This is a genomic window from Aeromonas finlandensis (assembly GCF_000764645.1).
Lineage (GTDB): Bacteria > Pseudomonadota > Gammaproteobacteria > Enterobacterales > Aeromonadaceae > Aeromonas > Aeromonas finlandensis.
Genome location: NZ_JRGK01000328.1, coordinates 1 through 18,220, shown reverse-complemented (window position 1 = coordinate 18,220; position 18,220 = coordinate 1). Strand labels below are relative to the sequence as shown.

Below are 18,220 nucleotides of genomic sequence, written 5' to 3'. Positions count from 1 at the left end.
GCCAGACTCTCCAGATCGCCCAGGCTCACCGCCTGCACGAACAGCTGCAGGTTGTCGAGCAGGGTGGCGCAGCGTTCAAACCCGCCTTCAAGTTCAATACTCACCATGCCGCCAAAGCCACTGGCGAAGGCGCCGAGGGCATCGTGGCCCGGATGGTTGGCAAGGCCCGGGTAGATCACCTTCTTCACCGCCGGGTGGGCGGCCAGAAACTCGGCCACCTGCTGCGCATTGTGCAGATGGGCATCCATCCGCAGCGGCAGGGTCTTGACCCCGCGCTGCAGCAGGTAGGCCTCCTGCGGGCCGATGGGGGAGCCGATATGCTTGAGGGCCACGGTGCGGATGGACTTCATCAGGGCGTGAGAGCCCGCCACCACCCCGGCGATGATGTCGCCGTGGCCACCCAGATACTTGGTGCCACTGTGCATCACCACATCGACCCCGAGCTCCAGCGGACGCAGCAGGTAGGGGGTGAGGAAGGTGTTGTCACACACCGTGATGGCGCCCACCTTGCGGGCCGCTTCCACCACCAATCGCGGATCCACCACCTTGAGGGTGGGGTTGGTCAGGGTTTCGAACAGTACCACCTTGGTGGCGGGACGGATGTTGGCCAGTAGATCCCGATCGCTCTCGTAGGCGGTGACCTTGATGCCGGCGCGGCTGAAGGTCTGCTTGAGAAACGCATCGGTGCCGCCGTAGAGCGGGCCGATATAGGCCACCTCATCGCCGCTGTCGGCCAATGCGTACATGATGGCGCTTACCGCCGCCATACCGCTCGCCACCACCAGCGCTTCGTCGGCACCTTCTAGGGCTGCCAGTTTCTGCTCCAGCTCGGCGGTGGTGGGGTTGCCGAAGCGGCTGTAGATAAAGCCGGGGGCTTGACCTGCGAAGCGTTCCTTGCCCGCTTGGGCGTTGAAGTAGCTGAAGGTGCTGCTCTGGTAGAGCGGGGTGGTGAGGGCGCCGGTCTGTGGGTCGATCCGCTGGCCGCTGTGTACGCTCATGGTTTTGAATTTCATCGTGTTGCTCCGTGATGGCCACTTCACTGGCCATGATTTGTTTTGTTGTTCGTTGCAAGATCGGGGATATGCATGCTGTCTGTGATGCACATCGCCGCCTGCGGATCTCTGTGCTGTTCAGGCCGGTATCGTTTCGCTTTCAGTGCGCGAGAGGCGAGCGGGTTTCACCGGTCCATAGTGACGGGCCGCCACATCCGGGTGGGAGCGCAGCCGCCCCTTGAGCACGTTCTCCCCTACCTGATAGAAGAGCGGGTTGGTTGGATCACTCTCCGGCCCTTGCGCCTGCGCCGCCAGCTTGGGGGAGAGGGTGAGCAGTGGCACGGTGGCATCGAGCCGCGCCGCCATAAAGAAGGCGCAGGAGAGGCGCGAGACGCCGGGCGGCGGGCTCACCACCCGATGCAGGGTCGCCTTGAGATAGCCGTTGGAGGCCAGCTCCAGCAGCTCGCCGATATTGACCACCAGCGCCCCCGGCAGGGGGGGCGCGGAGATCCAGCCGTCGGCCGTTTCGACCTCAAGCCCCGAGTGATTGTCCTGCATCACCAGAGTCAGGTAGCCGGGATCCTTGTGGGCGCCGACCCCCTGACTGCTGCCGCCCGCCTCTTGCCCTGGGTAGTGGATCAGCTTCATGTGCTGGTAGGGGGCGCCGCGGATGCTGTCGTCAAACACGTTGGCCGGTTGCGCCAGCACCTCGGCGAAGGCGGCCAGCAGGGTGAGGGTGATATCGCTCAGCTGCTCCTGCCACGCCAGCAGGTGAGATTTCATTTCTGGCAGGGCAGCTGGCCACTGGTTGGGGCCGATCAACCGCTGCCAGGGTTCACGGATCTGCGCCGCAGGCAGGGCTTGCGCCTCGTTCATGATATCGAACTGCTCCCGCAGATCCGGCCGCTGGCGGGTCAGCTCGGCACCGACCCGGTTGTAGCCGCGAAAGTGGGGGCTGTTGACCATCTGTACCGCCAGCTTCTCCTGCTCCGGCAGGGCAAAGAAGCGCTCTGCCAGCGCCAGGGTTTCCCGCTGCTCGGCGTCACTCAGCCCGTGACCTGTCAGATAGAAAAAGCCGACGTCGCGGGCGGCCGCGGCCAGCCGGGCCAGCATAGTGCGACGCACCTCGGGCGCCCCGTTGAGGGCAGCCAGATCGATGATCGGCAGTGGTGAATGTTCCATGTGCACCTCCTCACTCTTTCGTTATCTCTGGCGCCATCTCTTCTGCTGCCTCTCGTGCGGGCTGGCCTGATGAGCGGCAAACGGGATAGCGCGACAGTGTGGCGCCATCTGGAATGAGGGGGATGCTACTGTTCGGTGTTATAAGACGGAAACAACAAATTATTCTTAGTTATATACAAAATTCGAAATGGAATTCGGTGCTTGATGGGCTGGTTGGTTTTTGCGCAGCGATTGAGGGTTAAAGAGGAAATGATGAGGGGCGCAGGGGGCAACCAGAGGCAAGCTGCCAGCGGCAAAAATGACCAAAACCCAAAAAGCCCAAAACAGAAGGGAGGCGGATGCCTCCCTTCTGGTTGAGCGGGTGTTCACATGACCGGGGGCACAGGCGAGTGACCGCGAATGCCTGGCCTTAACCGCCTGTTGGTTTTCAGTAACCCAGGGTAAAGCGCTGGCGCAGGTGAGCCGGTTTTTCCACCTCGTTCAGCACGCCATCGGCCAGATCACCGGCGGTGATACCGGCAGGCTGTTCGCCACTAAAGAGCACTTGATCGCCACCAATCCGATAGCCGCCACGCTTCTCGCCCGGCTCCAGGAACACCGGGGGAGAGACAAAGCGCCAGTCGAGGGCGGTTTCACGACGCAGGGCGGTGAGACCGTCGCGGGCCGCCAGTGCCCCCTGTTTCCACTCGGCCGGGAACTCAGGGGTATCCACCAGTTGTACGCCGGGGGCGACCTCCAGACTGCCGGCGCCACCCACTACCAGCAACCAGCTGTTGGCCTGCACGGCAGCAGCCACGATGGCATTGGCTCCTTTGAGGTACTGGTCGTAGATATCTGGTGTGGTCCAGCCCGGGTTGTAGGCGCTGATCACCCGATCGTGCCCCTTGAGCACCTCGGCCAATGCCTGCGGGTTTTGGGCATCCACCGCCACGGCGGTGACCTGTGGATGGGTGGCCACCTTGCTGACATCGCGGACGATGGCGGTGACGTGATGGCCGCGGCTGACGGCCTCGTTCAGGATGGCTGAACCGACAAAACCGCTGGCACCGATCAGGGCAATCTTCATGGGGAACTCTCCTTCACTGTTGGAATGGGGCTATCCTACGCCGCCAGTTATGATTTAATAATCACCTCAAAAATGCATTCACTTATAAGCTGGATTTAATAATGGAACAGCTCAGACGTTACGCCATCTTCGCCGCCGTGGTGGAGGCGGGCAGCATGACAGGGGCGGCCAAATCCCTCGGCATGACCCCCTCCGCCGTCAGTCAGCATATCAGTCAGCTGGAGGGGCTGCTCGGGCTGACCCTGCTGCACCGCTCCACCCGTCGCCTCAGCCTGACCGAAGCGGGAGAGGTGGTGTGGCAAGGGTGCCGGGCGTTGCAGCAGACCCTGAGCGAACCGAGCTGCGCCTCTCGGAGGTGCGCGACGCCCTGCTCGGTGAAGTGCGGATCACCGCCCCGGTGGGGATGGCGGGCCAGCCGCTGGCACTGGCCCTCTCGCCGCTGTTGCAGGCTCACCCCGGCCTCACCATCCAGATCATCGCCGACGACGAGAAGCGAGATCTGATTGCCGAGCGGATCGACGTGGCGCTGCGGGTCGGCACTTTGCCCGACTCGACCCTGGTGGCCCGTAAACTGGGCCAAACCCGGATGCTGCTCTGCGCCGCCCCCGCCTATCTGGCGCGCAAGGGGACGCCGCGCACGCCTGCTGATTTGGCCACCCACGACTGGCTCTGCGGCGACATGTTGGGCAACGGTTTGCTGCTGTTCGATGAAAAGGAGGGCGAGCACAGGGTGAGGTTCAAGGCCAAGGTGCTCTGCAACAACGTGTTGCCCCTGCGCCAGTTTGCGCTGGCGGGGCAGGGGATCTCGCTGCAACCGGAGGGGGAGATTGGCGAGGATCTGGCGCAGGGGCGTCTGCTCGAACTGCTGCCCGGTTTTCGGGTGGCGCCGATGGAGATCCACGCCATCACGCCGCAGCGGGAGATCCCGGAGAAGGTGCGGCGGGTGGTGGAGGCGCTGCGCAGCTACTTCGGCACGACGATGTCGTCATGATCTGCGCCATCTGCGCCTCCATGGCTGGCAGAGCGCGCCCGATTGTCCTTAAGGGGGATTGTCCATAAGGCCGCTTGCCCAGAAGAGCGATAGCCCAGATAAGTCGATGGGTGGGCTGGACTGTTAAGCTTGCTTAAAACGAACTGACGGCCCGCACCTGCTCTTTGAGCCAATTAAGCCCCGCATCCTGACTGGAACTCTTGTGCCAACTCATGTAGACGGGGCAATCCTCCGAGAGCCAGGGGAGGGGATAACTGGCCAGCTCCAGCGCCTGCCCCAGCTTCTCCATGTGCCACTGGCTGGCGACGCAGAGCCAGTCGGTACGACTCACCAGATGAAGGGCCGTGAGCAGGGAGTCGCTCTCGTAGGCAATCTGGCGCGGCGGCAGCGGCGCCTTGGTCAGGGTGTTGAGCAGCAGGTTGTCGAGCCGCCTGGCCTGCAAGACCACGTGCTTTTCGTTGAAGAAGGTGGCCATGTCGGGGGCCTGGCGGATCCTGGGGTGATCCTTGCGGCAGGCGATACGCAGGGCCTGGGACATGATCTGCTCGTTTTCGATCCCCTGCTCCGCCATCGGTTTGGTGGCCAGCACCAGATCCACGTTGTGCAGATAGAGGCTGTTCTGGCGCAGGGCTTCGTCCTGCACCTGGGTGTTCCACTCCAGCTGGCAGTTGGGGGCCAGGGTCTGCAGCAGGTTGTTGAGCTCCGGCAGGAAGAAGATGTCGATATCGGGCACCCCCGCGATGCGGAAGGTGCGCCGACTGGTGTGGGGATCAAACAGATCGGTGCGCTGCAGGCTGCGCTCCATGTCGTGCAGCGGCACCATGATCTCGTGGTGCAGACTGAGCGCCCGCGCCGTGGGGGTGATGCCACGCCCCTGACGGACAAACAGTGGCTCGCCCACCAGCGCGGCCAGGCGGCTGATGGCCTGACTGATGGCGGAGGGGGTCATCTCCATCATCTCGGCGGCCGTGGTGACGCCGCCATAGCGGATCACGGCATCGAGGACGCGAAAGAGATTGAGATCGACTTGAGACATGGCAGGCACCGTTAAGCAAAAATAAAGTGTCAGGATACTGATCTGCTCCTTGTCAGGCCAGCATTGCCTGTCGGAACTGTGATTTTTTCCTCTCTTCAGCTATCCCCCATCTTGTCGCGAATACGGGCGAACAGGCTCTGCAGGCAGGCTTGCTCCCGATCGGCGGCCCGCACTGCGCCATACATATGGCGACGAATACCGCTCCCGAGGGGGCGGGCGCAGAGCATCCCCTGTCTGACAAACTCCTCGCTGGCCCAGCGCGGCAGGGCGGCGACCCCGAGCCCGGCGGCGGCCATCTGCAGCATCACCGAGGTGTTGTCCACCGGCTTGCAGCGGGCGGGCTCCACCCCGGCGGGTTGCAGAAAGCGGCTGAAGATATCCATGCGGCTGCGCTCCACCGGGTAGACCAGCAGCACCTCCGGCTTGAGATCTTCCGGGGCTATCCGCGCCTGATGACAGAGGGGGTGATCCGGCGCCATCACCAGAGTGAGATCGAAGGCAAACAGCGGCTCGAAGTGGAGATCGCCGCGGGCCTGCACATCGGAGGTGAGCAGCAGGTCGAGCTGGCCGCCGAGCAGGGCATTGATGGCATCAAAGCCGAGTACCGACTCCACCTCCAGATCCACCCCTGGCCACTGGCGGCGAAATTCCGGCAAGAGCGGCAGCAGCCAATGGATGCAGCTGTGGCAATCGAGCGCCAGATGCAGCCTGCCCGCATCGCCGCTCTGCAAGGCCTGCAGCTGTTTCTCGGTTTGGGATAGCGCAGGTAACACCTGACGGGCGAGGGCGAGCAGCTGGCTGCCTGCCGCGGTCAGCACCAGCGGGCGGCTTTTGCGCAGGTAGAGCTCCAGATTGAGGCGGGTCTCCAGCTCTTTGAGCTGGTGGGAGAGGGCGGACTGAGTGAGATTGAGGGTTAGGGCTGCCCCAGCCAGCGAGCCCTGCTCGGCCAGCGCGGTCAATGTTTTCAAGTGTTTGATCTCTATCCCTGAATTGCTGGGCACTGCCATAAGATGGCTCCTTGTTGTATCCCGTGTTGCGCTGACGTTGCTGTCGGCGGTGGCCTGGCTTTTAGCCTCCTGTGCCCCTTGATCCTTCCTGCTTACTCCTGCACTTCTTGCACCTGTAAAATGGGCCTCTGTATCCTCGCGGTGAACCTGACCAGCAGTCAGTTGAGGATTCTTTGAGCGCCACTTGAAGAGGATTCAATAGCCAGCGTCACCTTATCTTGTCATTTTGGATGTGTAAACATCTGGATGGCTAAATCATCCGGTTTCACATCAGATAAATGAGCATAAGGAAATGAACCTATGACACGCGCACACACCCTGGGCTTCCCCCGTATCGGCGCCAAGCGCGAGCTGAAATTTGCCCTCGAATCCTACTGGCGTGGCGAGACCACTCAGGCCGAACTCGTGGCCGTGGGCAAGGCGCTGCGTGAGCGCCACTGGCAGGCCCAACATGCCGCCGGGGTCAATCTGCTGCCGGTGGGAGATTTTGCCTGGTACGACCAAGTGCTTGGCACCAGCCTGCTGGTGGATGCGGTGCCTGTCCGTCACCGTCATGGCGAGACCGACCTCGACACCCTGTTCCGGGTGGCCCGTGGCCGTGCGCCGACCGGCCCGGCGGCGGCCGCAGCCGAGATGACCAAATGGTTCAACACCAACTACCACTATCTGGTGCCAGAATTTGGCCGTGACCAGCGCTTCAAGCTGGGCTGGAGCCAGCTGTTTGACGAGGTCGAAGAGGCCAAGGCGCTGGGGCTGCCGGTCAAGGCGGTACTGCTGGGGCCGGTCTCCTACCTCTGGCTTGGCAAGGAGAAAGAGAGCGGCTTCTCCCGCCTTGAACTGCTCGATCGCCTGCTGATTGTCTATCAGGAGATCCTGGCCAAGTTGGCCGCGCAAGGGGTGGAGTGGGTACAGATCGACGAGCCGGCGCTGACGCTGGACTTGCCGGACGAGTGGCGTCTGGCCTACCTCAACGCTTACGAGCGCCTGAGCGGTCCCTGCAAGCTGCTGCTCACCACCTATTTCGGCTCGGTGGCCCATCAGCGCGATATCATCACCAGCCTGAAGGTGGATGGCCTGCATCTGGATCTGGTGGCCGCCCCCGAGCAGCTTGAGACCCTGGTGCCGCACCTGCCAGCCCAGTGGGTTATCTCCGCCGGGGTGATCAATGGTCGCAACGTCTGGCGCGCCAATCTGGCCAAGCTGGCGCCGACCCTGAAGGCACTGAAAGCCAAACTCGGCGAGCGGCTTTGGGTGGCCTCATCCTGCTCATTGCTGCACAGCCCGGTGGATTTGACCCTGGAGCAGGAGCTGGATCCCCAGACCCGCAGCTGGTTCGCCTTCGCCCTGCAAAAATGCTTCGAGTTGGGGCTGCTCAGAGAGTATCTGGATGGGGGCGAGCTCGACAAAATCACCGCCTACAGCCAGCCCATCGTCGATCGGGAGTCCGACAGCCGGGTGCACAAGAAAGCGGTACAGTCACGGCTCGCCAGCCTCACCAACAGTGACTTTGATCGCCACAGCCCCTATCCAGTCAGGGCCGAGTTGCAGCGCTCGGATCTCAAGCTGCCGCTGCTGCCCACCACCACCATCGGCTCCTTCCCGCAGACCTCGCAGATCCGGGTATTGCGTCAGGATTGGCGGGCGGGTCGCATCGACGACAGCGCCTACGAGGCGGGCATTCAGGGGGAGATCCGCGATGCCATCGCGCGTCAGGAGGCGATCGGGCTGGACGTGCTGGTGCACGGCGAGGCCGAGCGCAACGACATGGTGGAGTATTTCGGTGAGCTGCTGGATGGCTTTGCCATCACCCGTTTCGGTTGGGTACAGAGCTATGGCTCCCGCTGCGTCAAGCCGCCGGTGATCACCCGTGACATCGACCGCCCGACCCCCATGACCCTGGCGTGGACCCAGTTTGCCCAGAGCCTGACCGACAAGCCGGTCAAGGGGATGCTGACCGGTCCGGTGACTATCCTCTGCTGGTCCTTCCCGAGGGAAGATGTGAGCCGCGAGCAGTCCGCCCTGCAAATTGGCCTTGCCATTCGCGACGAGGTGGCAGATCTGGAATCCGCTGGCATCAAGATCATCCAGATCGACGAACCGGCGATCCGCGAAGGCTTGCCCCTGCGCAAACAGGATCATCAGGCCTATCTAGACTGGGCGGTGCGCGCCTTCCGTCTGAGCGCCAGCCCGGTGGCGGATAGCACCCAGATCCATACCCACATGTGTTACAGCGACTTCAACCTCATCATCGAGGCGGTGGCGGCGCTGGATGCGGACGTGATCACCATCGAGACCAGCCGCAGCCAGATGCAGCTGCTCGAAGCGTTCGAACGCTTCAACTACCCCAACGAGATTGGCCCGGGTGTTTACGACATCCACTCGCCGAACGTGCCGAGCCAGAGCTGGATTGAAGGCCTGCTGCGCAAGGCGGCCAAGCAGATCCCGGCCGAGCGGTTGTGGGTCAACCCGGATTGCGGCCTCAAGACCCGCGGCTGGGAAGAGACCGAGGCTGCCCTCAAGGTGATGGTCAATGCCACCAGGGCGCTGCGGGCCGAGCTGGCGTAACCAGAATGCCGTGGCCGCTATCGATCAGGTGGCGTGCTGACAAACTAAAGAGAGAGGGGAAGCCACTGCTTCCCCTCTCTTTTTTTGCTGGCCACTTTTTCGCAGACCACTTTTTCACTGGCTCCGAATCCTTGCCGCCGCCCGCTTTGCACTAGGCTCAGAGTTGGCAGAGGTGGATGGAGTCGCGGCCATGAGAGTCGGTATGGGGTGCGCAATCCTGTGGGGATTGCTGATGTGGCAGAGTGCTTTGGCGGCGCCAACGGCCGAGTTGAAGATGGTCTACTTTGACGACTTTGCCCCATATTCGTGGCGTGACGAGCAGGGCAAGATGCGTGGGCTGATGATCGATGTGATGGATCGGGTGGCGGCGCAGATGGGGCTGCGGGTGCGCCATGAAGGCTATCCGTGGCAACGGGCCCAAAAACTGGTGCGAATGGCGCAGGCAGATGGCTTCGTGACGGTCGCCACCCAGGAGCGGCTTACCTATACCCGGATGGTGGACGAGCCAGTCACCACGACGGTGATGACGATATTTACTCAGATTGGTCACCCCCGGATGGCGGAGTTTCAGCGTGCCAGACGCTTGAGCGATCTCAAGACCTTCACCTTTCTCGATTATTTGGGCAACGGCTGGGGTAAGGAGAACCTGGTTGGCTTCCGTGTGTACAAGACGGTAAGTGTCGATAGAGTTTTTAAAATGCTGGCGGTGGGTCGGGGCGATTTGATGGTGACCGATCCCCTTGTGGCGTACTTCAAACTCAACACGTTGGGGTTATCCGGGCAGGTGGTCGAGGTGCCGCTACGGCTTGCCTCGACCCCGTTCAACCTCTGCATTGGCAAACACTCCCGCTTCAATACCCGGATAACCGAGTTCAACCGGGCCCTGCAACAGTTGCGTCAACGCGGCGAGCTGGCGCGCATCGTCGCGCGCTATCGTTGATCTGCAGCCTCCATCTGCTGTTTGTCCGCGGCGTCTCTATCTCGGCGTCATATCGGCAATGGTTGCCCAAAAGGCGTCGATCAGTGGCCCGTTGCTGTGGGGCGGGCGAATAAGCCCGATGGTCCAGCACGCTTCCCCATCTCTCAGAGGGAGAGTAATCACATCCGGGTGCTCGATGGTGGTGGAGGAGGGGACCAGGGTCCAGGCGATCTCTGCGGCCGCGGTGGCGACCCCGGCGGCGAAGTCGTTGACGTACTGGATATCGCGAAATCGCAGCCCGCTCTGGGCCAGATAGTTCATCAGGTGATCGTAAAACGACGGCGCCTTGTCCCGGCGCAGGATCGCCAGCGGTTTGTCCACCAGATCGGCCAACTCCCTCACCTCTCGGTAGCTGGCGGGCAGCACGGCGACAAAATGGGCCTCGACCACCGGCAGGGCGTGCCACCCCTTGGGGGCGGGCAGGCGGCAAAAACCGAGATCCAGCTTGTCTTCACTGAGCGCCAGCAATTGGTGGTGGGTGGAGAGATCGTTGAGCTCGATGGTGACCTGTGGCCGCTCGGCGCGAAAACGGGCGATGGCGGCGGGTACCAGGATCTTGGTGGCCACGCCAAAGCCGATGCGCAGGGTGCCAACGTTGCCCGCCAGCACGTCGCGGGCGGTGCGCGAGAGCTGCTCGCTCTGGATGACCACCGCGCGGGCATCCTCATACAGCGCCCTGCCCAGTCCGGTGAGGCGGGTGGTACTGGCGTTGCGCTCGAACAGCTCGCCGCCCAGCTCCTCCTCCAGCCGCCTTATCTGCTTGCTGAGGGCCGACTGGGTAACATGCTGGCGCACCGCCGCCTGGCCGAAGTGCAATACCTCCCCCAGAGTGACGAAGGCTTTCAGATCCCGTAGCTCCATCAGGGCTCCTTTCATTCCTGTCGGGAATGTTGAGTGGTCATATTTGTCATTGGACGGAATTTTAGAAGTGTTGGATGCTTATGCCAATTCATTTCGGGCGCTCCGACAGGGGGCGCCGAGTTATCAAAGATGGCTGACACCATCAGCGCAGAAGGAGCAACACCAGATGCATCACCACAAGTTCAACGACTTCCCGAGCGATTTTCTGTGGGGCGCCGCCTCCGCCGCCTATCAGGTGGAGGGGGGCTGGAATGCCGATGGCAAGGGGCCCTCGGTGTGGGATCTCTTCACCAAACTGCCGGGCAAGACCTTTGAGGGGAGCAACGGCGATGTGGCGGTGGATCACTACCACCGCATGGAAGAGGACGTGGCGCTGATGGCCGAGATGGGGCTCAAGGCTTACCGCTTCTCGGTGAGCTGGCCGCGCATCTACCCCACCGGTCGCGGCGAGGTGAACGAGGCGGGTCTGGCTTTCTACGAGAAGCTGATCGACACCCTCTTGGCCCACCAGATCGAGCCGGTGCTGACCCTTTACCACTGGGATCTGCCGCAGGCGCTGCAGGATGAGTACGGCGGCTGGGAAGACCGACGCATTATCGAGGATTTCGAGCGCTACTGCGTGACCCTCTATCAGCGCTTTGCCGGCAAGGTGAAGTACTGGGTCTCCCTCAACGAGCAGAACTACAACCTGACCAACGCCTATCAGCTCGGCACCCATCCGCCCGCCGTGCAGGATCGCAAGCGCTTCTTTGCCGCCAACCACATCGCCTTTCTGGCCAATGCCCGGGTGATCAAGGCGTTTCGCCAGCATGTGCCGAACGGCTTGATTGGCCCGAGCTTTGCCTATTCCCCTGCCTATCCGGCGTCGTGTGACCCGAAAGATATGCTGGCTTACGAGAACGCCGAGGAGTTCAACAACCTCTGGTGGCTGGATGCCTACTGCTTTGGCCGTTATCCGCAGGCGGCGCTCGCTTACTTGCGGGAAAACGGCGAGGCGCCGGAGATCCTGCCGGGCGATTTGGCGCTGCTGCGCGAAGGCACGCCAGACTACATCGGCGTCAACTACTACTACACCCTGACCTATACCGATAACCCCTTGGGCGGTCAGACCCTGCAGCGGATCAACACTACCGGCAAGAAGGGCACTACGCCGTCCAGCGGCATTCCCGGCCTCTACAAGACGGCGCCCAACCCACACCTTGAGACCAGCAACTGGGACTGGGCCATCGATCCGACCGGGATGCGCATCGCCCTGCGTCGCCTCTCTTCCCGTTATGGCTTGCCGCTGATGATCACCGAGAACGGCCTTGGCGAGTTCGACAAGCTGGAGGCGGGCGACAAGGTGAACGATGAGTACCGCATCGATTATCTGCGCAGTCACGTCAAGGCGTGCCAGGAGGCAATGCAGGACGGCGTCGAGCTGCTCGGCTACTGCGCCTGGTCCTTTACCGACATCCTGAGCTGGCTCAACGGCTATCAGAAGCGCTACGGCTTCGTCTATGTGGAGCGTGACGAGCAGGGGGGCTCCCTTCGCCGCATCAAGAAAGCGAGCTTCCACTGGTACAGTCAGGTGATCGCCAGTCAGGGCAAGAAGCTCTGATGGTTTATCGCGTCGCGTAACAAGCGGGCCCGGGTAATCCCCGGGCCCGCGCTATTTGTGGCGGGGGAGAGGGGACAAGCCCGTTTCTCACCGTGCGACTTCCCCCTGTTTACTGATTTTTGTCCTGCCAAAGCCGCCGACCCCTGCTATTATCTGCGGCCAAACATGAGCCAATAAAAATCAGGATATCGTGATGACAGACCACACTTTTATTCCCGGCAAGGACGCGGCGCTGGAAGACTCCATCGAACGCTTCCAGACCAAGCTGCAAGCCTTGGGTTTTGATATCGAAGAGGCCTCCTGGCTCAACCCCGTGCCGAACGTCTGGTCGGTGCATATTCGGGACAAGGAGTGCGCCCTCTGCTTCACCAACGGTAAGGGTGCCAGCAAGAAGGCGGCTCTCGCCTCCGCCCTTGGCGAATATTTCGAGCGTCTCTCCACCAACTACTTCTTCGCCGACTTCTATCTGGGCGAGCAGGTAGCCAACGGTGATTTCGTTCACTACCCGAACGAGAAGTGGTTCCCCATCGAGGGTGACCAGTTCCCCGCCGGTCTGCTCGACAGCTTCACCCGCAAGTTCTACAACCCGGATGGTGAAGTGACCGCCGACATGCTGGTGGATCTGCAGTCAAACAACGAAGAGCGCGGTATCGTCGCCCTGCCGTTCGAGCGCCAGTCCGATCACCAGACCGTCTACATCCCGATGAACATCATCGGCAACCTCTATGTTTCCAACGGCATGAGTGCCGGCAACACCCGCACCGAAGCGCGTACCCAGGCGCTCTCCGAGGTGTTCGAGCGCCACGTGAAGAACAAGATCATCGCCGAGGCCCTGAGCCTGCCGCTGATCCCGGACGAAGTGATTGCCCGTTACCCGGGAATTGCTGCCTCCATCGCTGCGCTCGAAGCGGAAGGTTTCCCGATTTACAGCTTCGATGCCTCCCTGGGTGGCCGCTATCCGGTCATCTGCGTGGTGCTGCTCAACCCGAGCAACGGCACCTGCTTTGCCTCCTTCGGTGCCCATCCGCGCTTCGAAGTGGCCTTCGAGCGTACCGTCACCGAACTGCTGCAGGGCCGTGGTCTCAAAGATCTCGACGTGTTCGTGCCGCCCTCATTCGACAACGAGCAGGTGGCGGATCACCACAACCTCGAGACCCATTTCATCGACTCTTCGGGCCTTATCAGCTGGGATCTGTTCAAGCAGGATGCGGACTTCGAGTTCGCCGACTGGGACTTCCGAGGCACCTCGCAGGAGGAGTTCGACCACCTGATCGGCATCTTCCACGAGCTGGAGCAGCCGGTCTATATCGCCGACTACGAGCATCTGGGGGTCTACGCCTGCCGTATTCTGGTGCCGGGCATGTCAGACATCTATCCGGCCGAAGATCTGCTGTTGGCCAACAACAACATGGGCGCCAACCTGCGCGAAGTGATCCTGGCGCTGCCATCCCTTGATTGGGATGCCGAGCAGTATATGGCGTTGTTTGATCAACTGGATGAAGAGGGGCACGACGAGCGCACCCGTGTGCGCGAGCTGCTGGGCATCGCCGCTGCCAAGGGCACCGCGCTGCACACCCTGCGGGTGGGCGAGCTCAAAGCCATGCTGGCGCTGGCCGCCGGTGAGCTGGAGACGGCGCTGGATCTCATCGACTGGACCATGGAATTCAACCAGTCAGTGTTCACCGCCGAGCGAGCCAGCTACTACCGCGCCCTGCGTGCCTGCGTCGAGTTGTTCCTCGACGAGGAGCGGGATCCGGAGCAGTATCGCGCTGTCTTCACCCGTATGTATGGTGAAGAGACGCTGGCACAGGCATGGGCCAACGCCAGTGGCGAAGCGCGCTTCCACGGGCTGGAGGCGGCCGACTTGTCGCTCTCCCAGTTCCCGCAGCATCAGAAGCTGCTGGCGGCCTACGAGAAGCTGCAAAAAGCCAAGCGCGCCCACCACTGGGCGTAACCGTTGTGGTTGAGGGAGGGGCCGTGTGGCCCCTTCTGTTTATCGCGCGGTAGGATTGGTGATTTTTATTCCAAGATGAAATAAAAAACAAAAAATACCCCTAAGGGGGTTGATGAAGGGGCAGGGGATGTGCTGCCGAGCTGCAAAGATATCTTGCCAATACCAGCTTTACATGCATGCGAATAAATTCTTTAAAATCATTGCATTAAAAATATAGCATTTCTGTTTCAGCTGAAACCTGGTGTAAACTGGCGCAGCCGTTGCACTAAAATATTTGTAGTAAAATTACATTCGCTGTCTGATAAACTTGATCAATGTCAATTTTGGCCATTTGGGCCTTTGTTATCATTTCAACAGGCAAAACATTCAGGTAGAAAATAATTGAAAGCTGAATCCCCATTCGATTGTCTCAAGCCCGAAGCCATCGCTGCACTGGCTGAAGACATCACTTATGCCAAGGCCACCAAGCCGGCATACAAGGTCATTCCACTGGCCATTACCGCAGGCGCTTTCATCGCCATCGCGTTTATCTTCTACATCACTGTCACGACCGGTTCCGGTTCCATGTCCTGGGGCATGGCCAAACTCGTTGGCGGTCTCTGCTTCTCTCTCGGCCTTATTCTGTGTGTGCTGCTCGGTGCCGAGCTGTTCACCTCCACCACCCTGACGCTGGTGGCCAAGGCAGCCAATCGCATCAGCTGGGCTCAGTTGCTCAAGAACTGGGGTCTGGTCTACTTCGGTAACCTGATCGGCGGTTTGCTGATGGTGGCCCTCATCATCATGTCGGCGGAATATACTGCGGCGGATGGTCAGTGGGGTCTCAATGCCCTGAAAGTGGCCCAACACAAAATTCACCACACCTTCTTCGAAGCGGTGGCGCTGGGTATCCTCTGTAACCTGATGGTATGTCTTGCTGCCTGGATGGCCTTTGGTGCCCGCAGCGCGACTGACAAGGTAGTGGTGATGCTGCTGCCGGTTGCCATGTTCGTTGCATCAGGTTTCGAGCACAGCATCGCAAACATGTTTATGATTCCGGTTGGTATCGCTATCCACAGCGTGGCTAGTCCGGAATTTTGGCAGGCCATCGGCCAGGACCCGGCAACCTTTGCTGATCTGACCGTATCCAACTTCGTCCTACACAACCTCATCCCTGTTACCATCGGCAATATCATCGGTGGTGGCGTGATGGTTGGTCTGACTTACTGGTTTATCTTCCGTCGTCATCATTAAGGATGATTGCGGGATACTACATCAATACCGTGTGAGGTAATGAAAAATGGCAGAACTTAACGAACAGTTCCAAAAAGCATGGGAAGGCTTCGCGGCCGGTGAATGGCAGACCTCTGTCAACACCCGTGACTTCATCCAGAAGAACTACACCCCGTATGAAGGTGACGAGTCCTTCCTGGCTGGCGCGACCGAAGCGACCACCAAGCTGTGGGACAAGGTCATGGAAGGGATCAAAATCGAAAACCGCACTCATGCGCCGGTTGATTTTGATACTGACCTGCCCTCCACCATTACCGCACACGATGCCGGTTATATCGATCAGAGCCTGGAGCAGATCGTTGGTCTGCAGACTGACAAGCCGCTGAAGCGCGCCATCATCGCCAACGGCGGTATCAAGATGGTTAAAACTTCTTGCGAAGTGTACGGTCGTCAACTGGACCCGATGGTCGAGAAGATCTTCACCGAATACCGCAAGACTCACAACCAGGGCGTGTTTGACGTTTACACCAAAGACATCCTGAACTGCCGTAAGTCTGGTGTTATCACCGGTCTGCCGGATGCCTACGGTCGTGGCCGTATCATCGGTGACTACCGTCGTGTCGCTCTGTACGGTATCGACTTCCTGATGGCCGACAAACTGGCCCAGTTCAAGTCCCTGCAAGCTGACCTGGAAAACGGCGTCAACCTGGAAGCCACCATCCGTCTGCGCGAAGAGATCTCCGAGCAGCACCGTGCCCTGGCACAGATGAAGGTAATGGCTGCCAAGTACGGTTGCGATATCTCCGTACCGGCCAAGAACGCCAAAGAAGCCGTACAGTGGACCTACTTCGCCTACCTGGCGGCAGTCAAGTCCCAGAACGGTGCAGCCATGTCCTTCGGTCGTACCTCCAGCTTCCTGGACGTGTACATCGAGCGTGACCTGAAGAAAGGCGTGATCACCGAGCAAGAAGCCCAGGAGCTGATGGACCACATGGTCATGAAGCTGCGTATGGTTCGCTTCCTGCGTACCCCGGAATACGATTCACTGTTCTCTGGCGACCCGATGTGGGCGACCGAGACCCTGGCTGGTATGGGCGTTGATGGCCGTACCCTGGTCACCAAGAACAGCTTCCGTATGCTGAACACCCTGTACACCATGGGCCCGTCTCCTGAGCCGAACCTGACCATCCTGTGGTCCGAGCAGCTGCCGGTCGGCTTCAAGAAGTACTGCGCCAAGGTATCCATCGAGACCTCTTCTGTTCAGTACGAGAACGATGACCTGATGCGTCCGGACTTCAACAACGATGACTATGCCATCGCTTGCTGTGTGTCCCCGATGGTGATTGGTAAGCAGATGCAGTTCTTCGGTGCTCGTGCCAACCTGGCCAAGACCATGCTGTATGCAATCAACGGCGGTATTGACGAGAAGCTCAAGATCCAGGTTGGTCCTAAGACTGACATGGTGACCTCCGAGTACCTCGACTACAACGACGTGATGGATCGTCTGGATCACTTCATGGATTGGCTGGCCAAGCAGTACGTTGCTGCTCTGAACATCATCCACTACATGCACGACAAGTACAGCTACGAAGCCTCTCTGATGGCGCTGCACGACCGTGACGTATATCGCACCATGGCGTGTGGTATTGCTGGTCTGTCTGTTGCTGCTGACTCCCTGTCTGCCATCAAGTTTGCCAAGGTCAAGCCGATCCGTGACGAAGATGGCGTAGCCATCGACTTCGAAATCGAAGGCGAGTACCCGCAGTTCGGTAACAACGACGAGCGCGTTGATGATATCGCCTGTGACCTGGTTGAGCGCTTCATGAAGAAAATTCAGAAGCTGAACACCTACCGTGGCGCTGTTGCTACCCAGTCTGTTCTGACCATCACCTCTAACGTGGTATATGGCAAGAAGACCGGTAACACCCCGGATGGCCGTCGCGCTGGTGCTCCGTTCGGCCCGGGTGCTAACCCGATGCACGGTCGTGACCAGAAGGGTGCAGTTGCTTCCCTGACTTCCGTAGCCAAGCTGCCGTTCGCTTACGCTAAAGATGGTATCTCCTATACCTTCTCCATCGTTCCGAATGCACTGGGTAAAGATATGGAAGCCCAGAAAGCCAACCTGGCTGGCCTGATGGATGGTTACTTCCACCATGAGTCCAACCTGGAAGGTGGTCAGCACCTGAACGTTAACGTGATGAACCGTGAAATGCTGCTGGACGCCATGGAAAACCCGGAGAAATATCCGCAGTTGACCATCCGCGTATCCGGTTATGCCGTTCGCTTCAACTCTTTGACCAAAGAGCAACAGCAAGACGTCATCACCCGTACCTTCACCGCTTCTCTGTAATCGCTTATTGCTAAGCAAGAGTCGCAGTGACTAAAAACCGGCGCCAAGGCGCCGGTTTTTTTATGCGTGCGATTCAGGGCAGATGCTCGGCATACGGCGGTGATTACACCAACCCGATCCATGGCGAAGCCGTGGTGCAGATCTTCAAATCACTGGACGGGGATGCACATATCACCTCCATTACCCCGATCTGATTGGGTTGCGTGGCAATGCGGGAAGGGGGAATAACCTCCAATCGGTTTGCCTCAATACCCAGCAATAGAAAAGATGCCAGAGGGCCCGGAGTCTCTGGTATGCGGTCAGAATTACCTACTTATTGATTAATTTATTGATCTTGCTCAGGAAACTATCATCATCCTCTTTTTCTTATATGCCTTGCTCGCTAGGATAGTCGTTTGGAAATGGCCTCTTTGGAGTCATCTATGAGT

General features: G+C 60.0%; 13 protein-coding genes and 1 pseudogene. 8 read left to right on the top strand and 6 right to left on the bottom strand.

Annotated elements, in window-relative coordinates; genetic code table 11:
- From LD28_RS0120380 to LD28_RS0120370, 3 genes are all read right to left on the bottom strand, one after another.
- Nucleotides 1-1,013: trans-sulfuration enzyme family protein (locus tag LD28_RS0120380; protein WP_033138725.1), on the bottom strand; the 1,013-nt coding region annotated here is incomplete at its 3' end.
- Between the two features lie 117 nt (nt 1,014-1,130).
- Nucleotides 1,131-2,174: an isopenicillin N synthase family dioxygenase gene (locus LD28_RS0120375; RefSeq protein ID WP_033138724.1), complete on the bottom strand. Its 1,044-nt coding sequence runs from the start codon at nt 2,172-2,174 to the stop codon at nt 1,131-1,133.
- 427 nt (nt 2,175-2,601) lie between these two features.
- Nucleotides 2,602-3,240, bottom strand: a complete 639-nt coding sequence (locus LD28_RS0120370) for an NAD(P)-dependent oxidoreductase (RefSeq protein ID WP_033138723.1) — start codon at nt 3,238-3,240, stop codon at nt 2,602-2,604.
- 101 nt (nt 3,241-3,341) lie between these two features.
- Between LD28_RS0120370 and LD28_RS0120365 the strand changes: the two are divergent.
- Nucleotides 3,342-4,231 (top strand): annotated as a pseudogene (locus LD28_RS0120365) (LysR family transcriptional regulator).
- A gap of 133 nt (nt 4,232-4,364) precedes the next feature.
- On the opposite strand, the gene LD28_RS0120360 reads toward LD28_RS0120365, so the two are convergent.
- Both LD28_RS0120360 and LD28_RS0120355 read right to left on the bottom strand, forming a co-directional pair.
- Entirely contained in the window at nt 4,365-5,267 is a 903-nt protein-coding gene (locus LD28_RS0120360; RefSeq protein WP_033138722.1) for a LysR family transcriptional regulator, read from the bottom strand.
- Nucleotides 5,268-5,362: 95 nt separating this feature from the next.
- On the bottom strand, nt 5,363-6,274 hold the full coding sequence (locus LD28_RS0120355) for a LysR substrate-binding domain-containing protein (protein WP_033138721.1): 912 nt from the start codon (nt 6,272-6,274) through the stop codon (nt 5,363-5,365).
- Nucleotides 6,275-6,574: 300 nt separating this feature from the next.
- Here LD28_RS0120355 and metE point away from each other — a divergent pair, with 300 nt between their 5' ends.
- Together metE and LD28_RS0120345 are read left to right on the top strand one after the other, a co-directional pair.
- Nucleotides 6,575-8,839, top strand: coding sequence for a 5-methyltetrahydropteroyltriglutamate--homocysteine S-methyltransferase (metE, locus tag LD28_RS0120350; RefSeq protein ID WP_033138720.1), 2,265 nt, complete (start codon nt 6,575-6,577; stop codon nt 8,837-8,839).
- 190 nt (nt 8,840-9,029) lie between these two features.
- Nucleotides 9,030-9,779, top strand: a complete 750-nt coding sequence (locus LD28_RS0120345; RefSeq protein ID WP_033138719.1) for a substrate-binding periplasmic protein — start codon at nt 9,030-9,032, stop codon at nt 9,777-9,779.
- Between the two features lie 36 nt (nt 9,780-9,815).
- Here the strand turns inward: LD28_RS0120345 and LD28_RS0120340 are convergent, their stop codons facing one another.
- On the bottom strand, nt 9,816-10,679 hold the full coding sequence (locus tag LD28_RS0120340; protein WP_033138718.1) for a LysR family transcriptional regulator: 864 nt from the start codon (nt 10,677-10,679) through the stop codon (nt 9,816-9,818).
- Nucleotides 10,680-10,845: 166 nt separating this feature from the next.
- On the opposite strand from LD28_RS0120340, the gene LD28_RS0120335 reads away from it, so the two are divergent.
- The 5 genes from LD28_RS0120335 to LD28_RS23935 all read left to right on the top strand — a co-directional run bounded on the left by LD28_RS0120335 (nt 10,846) and on the right by LD28_RS23935 (nt 17,986).
- On the top strand, nt 10,846-12,279 hold the full coding sequence (locus tag LD28_RS0120335; protein ID WP_033138717.1) for a glycoside hydrolase family 1 protein: 1,434 nt from the start codon (nt 10,846-10,848) through the stop codon (nt 12,277-12,279).
- Nucleotides 12,280-12,472: 193 nt separating this feature from the next.
- Complete coding sequence (ycaO, locus tag LD28_RS0120330; RefSeq protein WP_033138716.1) at nt 12,473-14,233, top strand: 30S ribosomal protein S12 methylthiotransferase accessory factor YcaO; 1,761 nt, start codon at nt 12,473-12,475, stop codon at nt 14,231-14,233.
- Nucleotides 14,234-14,614: 381 nt separating this feature from the next.
- Nucleotides 14,615-15,463 (top strand): formate transporter FocA, encoded by an 849-nt coding sequence (gene focA / locus LD28_RS0120325; protein WP_033138715.1) that lies wholly within the window; start codon nt 14,615-14,617, stop codon nt 15,461-15,463.
- Nucleotides 15,464-15,509: 46 nt separating this feature from the next.
- Complete coding sequence (gene pflB / locus LD28_RS0120320) at nt 15,510-17,792, top strand: formate C-acetyltransferase (protein ID WP_033138714.1); 2,283 nt, start codon at nt 15,510-15,512, stop codon at nt 17,790-17,792.
- Between the two features lie 62 nt (nt 17,793-17,854).
- Nucleotides 17,855-17,986 (top strand): hypothetical protein, encoded by a 132-nt coding sequence (locus LD28_RS23935; RefSeq protein ID WP_277619829.1) that lies wholly within the window; start codon nt 17,855-17,857, stop codon nt 17,984-17,986.
- Nucleotides 17,987-18,220: the final 234 nt, after the last annotated feature.

Coding starts and splice junctions, on each gene's coding strand:
- LD28_RS0120375 (WP_033138724.1), bottom strand. CDS start 2,174: ATGGAACATTCACCACTGCCGATCATCGATCTGGCTGCCCTCAACGGG.
- LD28_RS0120370 (WP_033138723.1), bottom strand. CDS start 3,240: ATGAAGATTGCCCTGATCGGTGCCAGCGGTTTTGTCGGTTCAGCCATC.
- LD28_RS0120360 (WP_033138722.1), bottom strand. CDS start 5,267: ATGTCTCAAGTCGATCTCAATCTCTTTCGCGTCCTCGATGCCGTGATC.
- LD28_RS0120355 (WP_033138721.1), bottom strand. CDS start 6,274: ATGGCAGTGCCCAGCAATTCAGGGATAGAGATCAAACACTTGAAAACA.
- metE (WP_033138720.1), top strand. CDS start 6,575: ATGACACGCGCACACACCCTGGGCTTCCCCCGTATCGGCGCCAAGCGC.
- LD28_RS0120345 (WP_033138719.1), top strand. CDS start 9,030: ATGAGAGTCGGTATGGGGTGCGCAATCCTGTGGGGATTGCTGATGTGG.
- LD28_RS0120340 (WP_033138718.1), bottom strand. CDS start 10,679: ATGGAGCTACGGGATCTGAAAGCCTTCGTCACTCTGGGGGAGGTATTG.
- LD28_RS0120335 (WP_033138717.1), top strand. CDS start 10,846: ATGCATCACCACAAGTTCAACGACTTCCCGAGCGATTTTCTGTGGGGC.
- ycaO (WP_033138716.1), top strand. CDS start 12,473: ATGACAGACCACACTTTTATTCCCGGCAAGGACGCGGCGCTGGAAGAC.
- pflB (WP_033138714.1), top strand. CDS start 15,510: ATGGCAGAACTTAACGAACAGTTCCAAAAAGCATGGGAAGGCTTCGCG.
- LD28_RS23935 (WP_277619829.1), top strand. CDS start 17,855: ATGCGTGCGATTCAGGGCAGATGCTCGGCATACGGCGGTGATTACACC.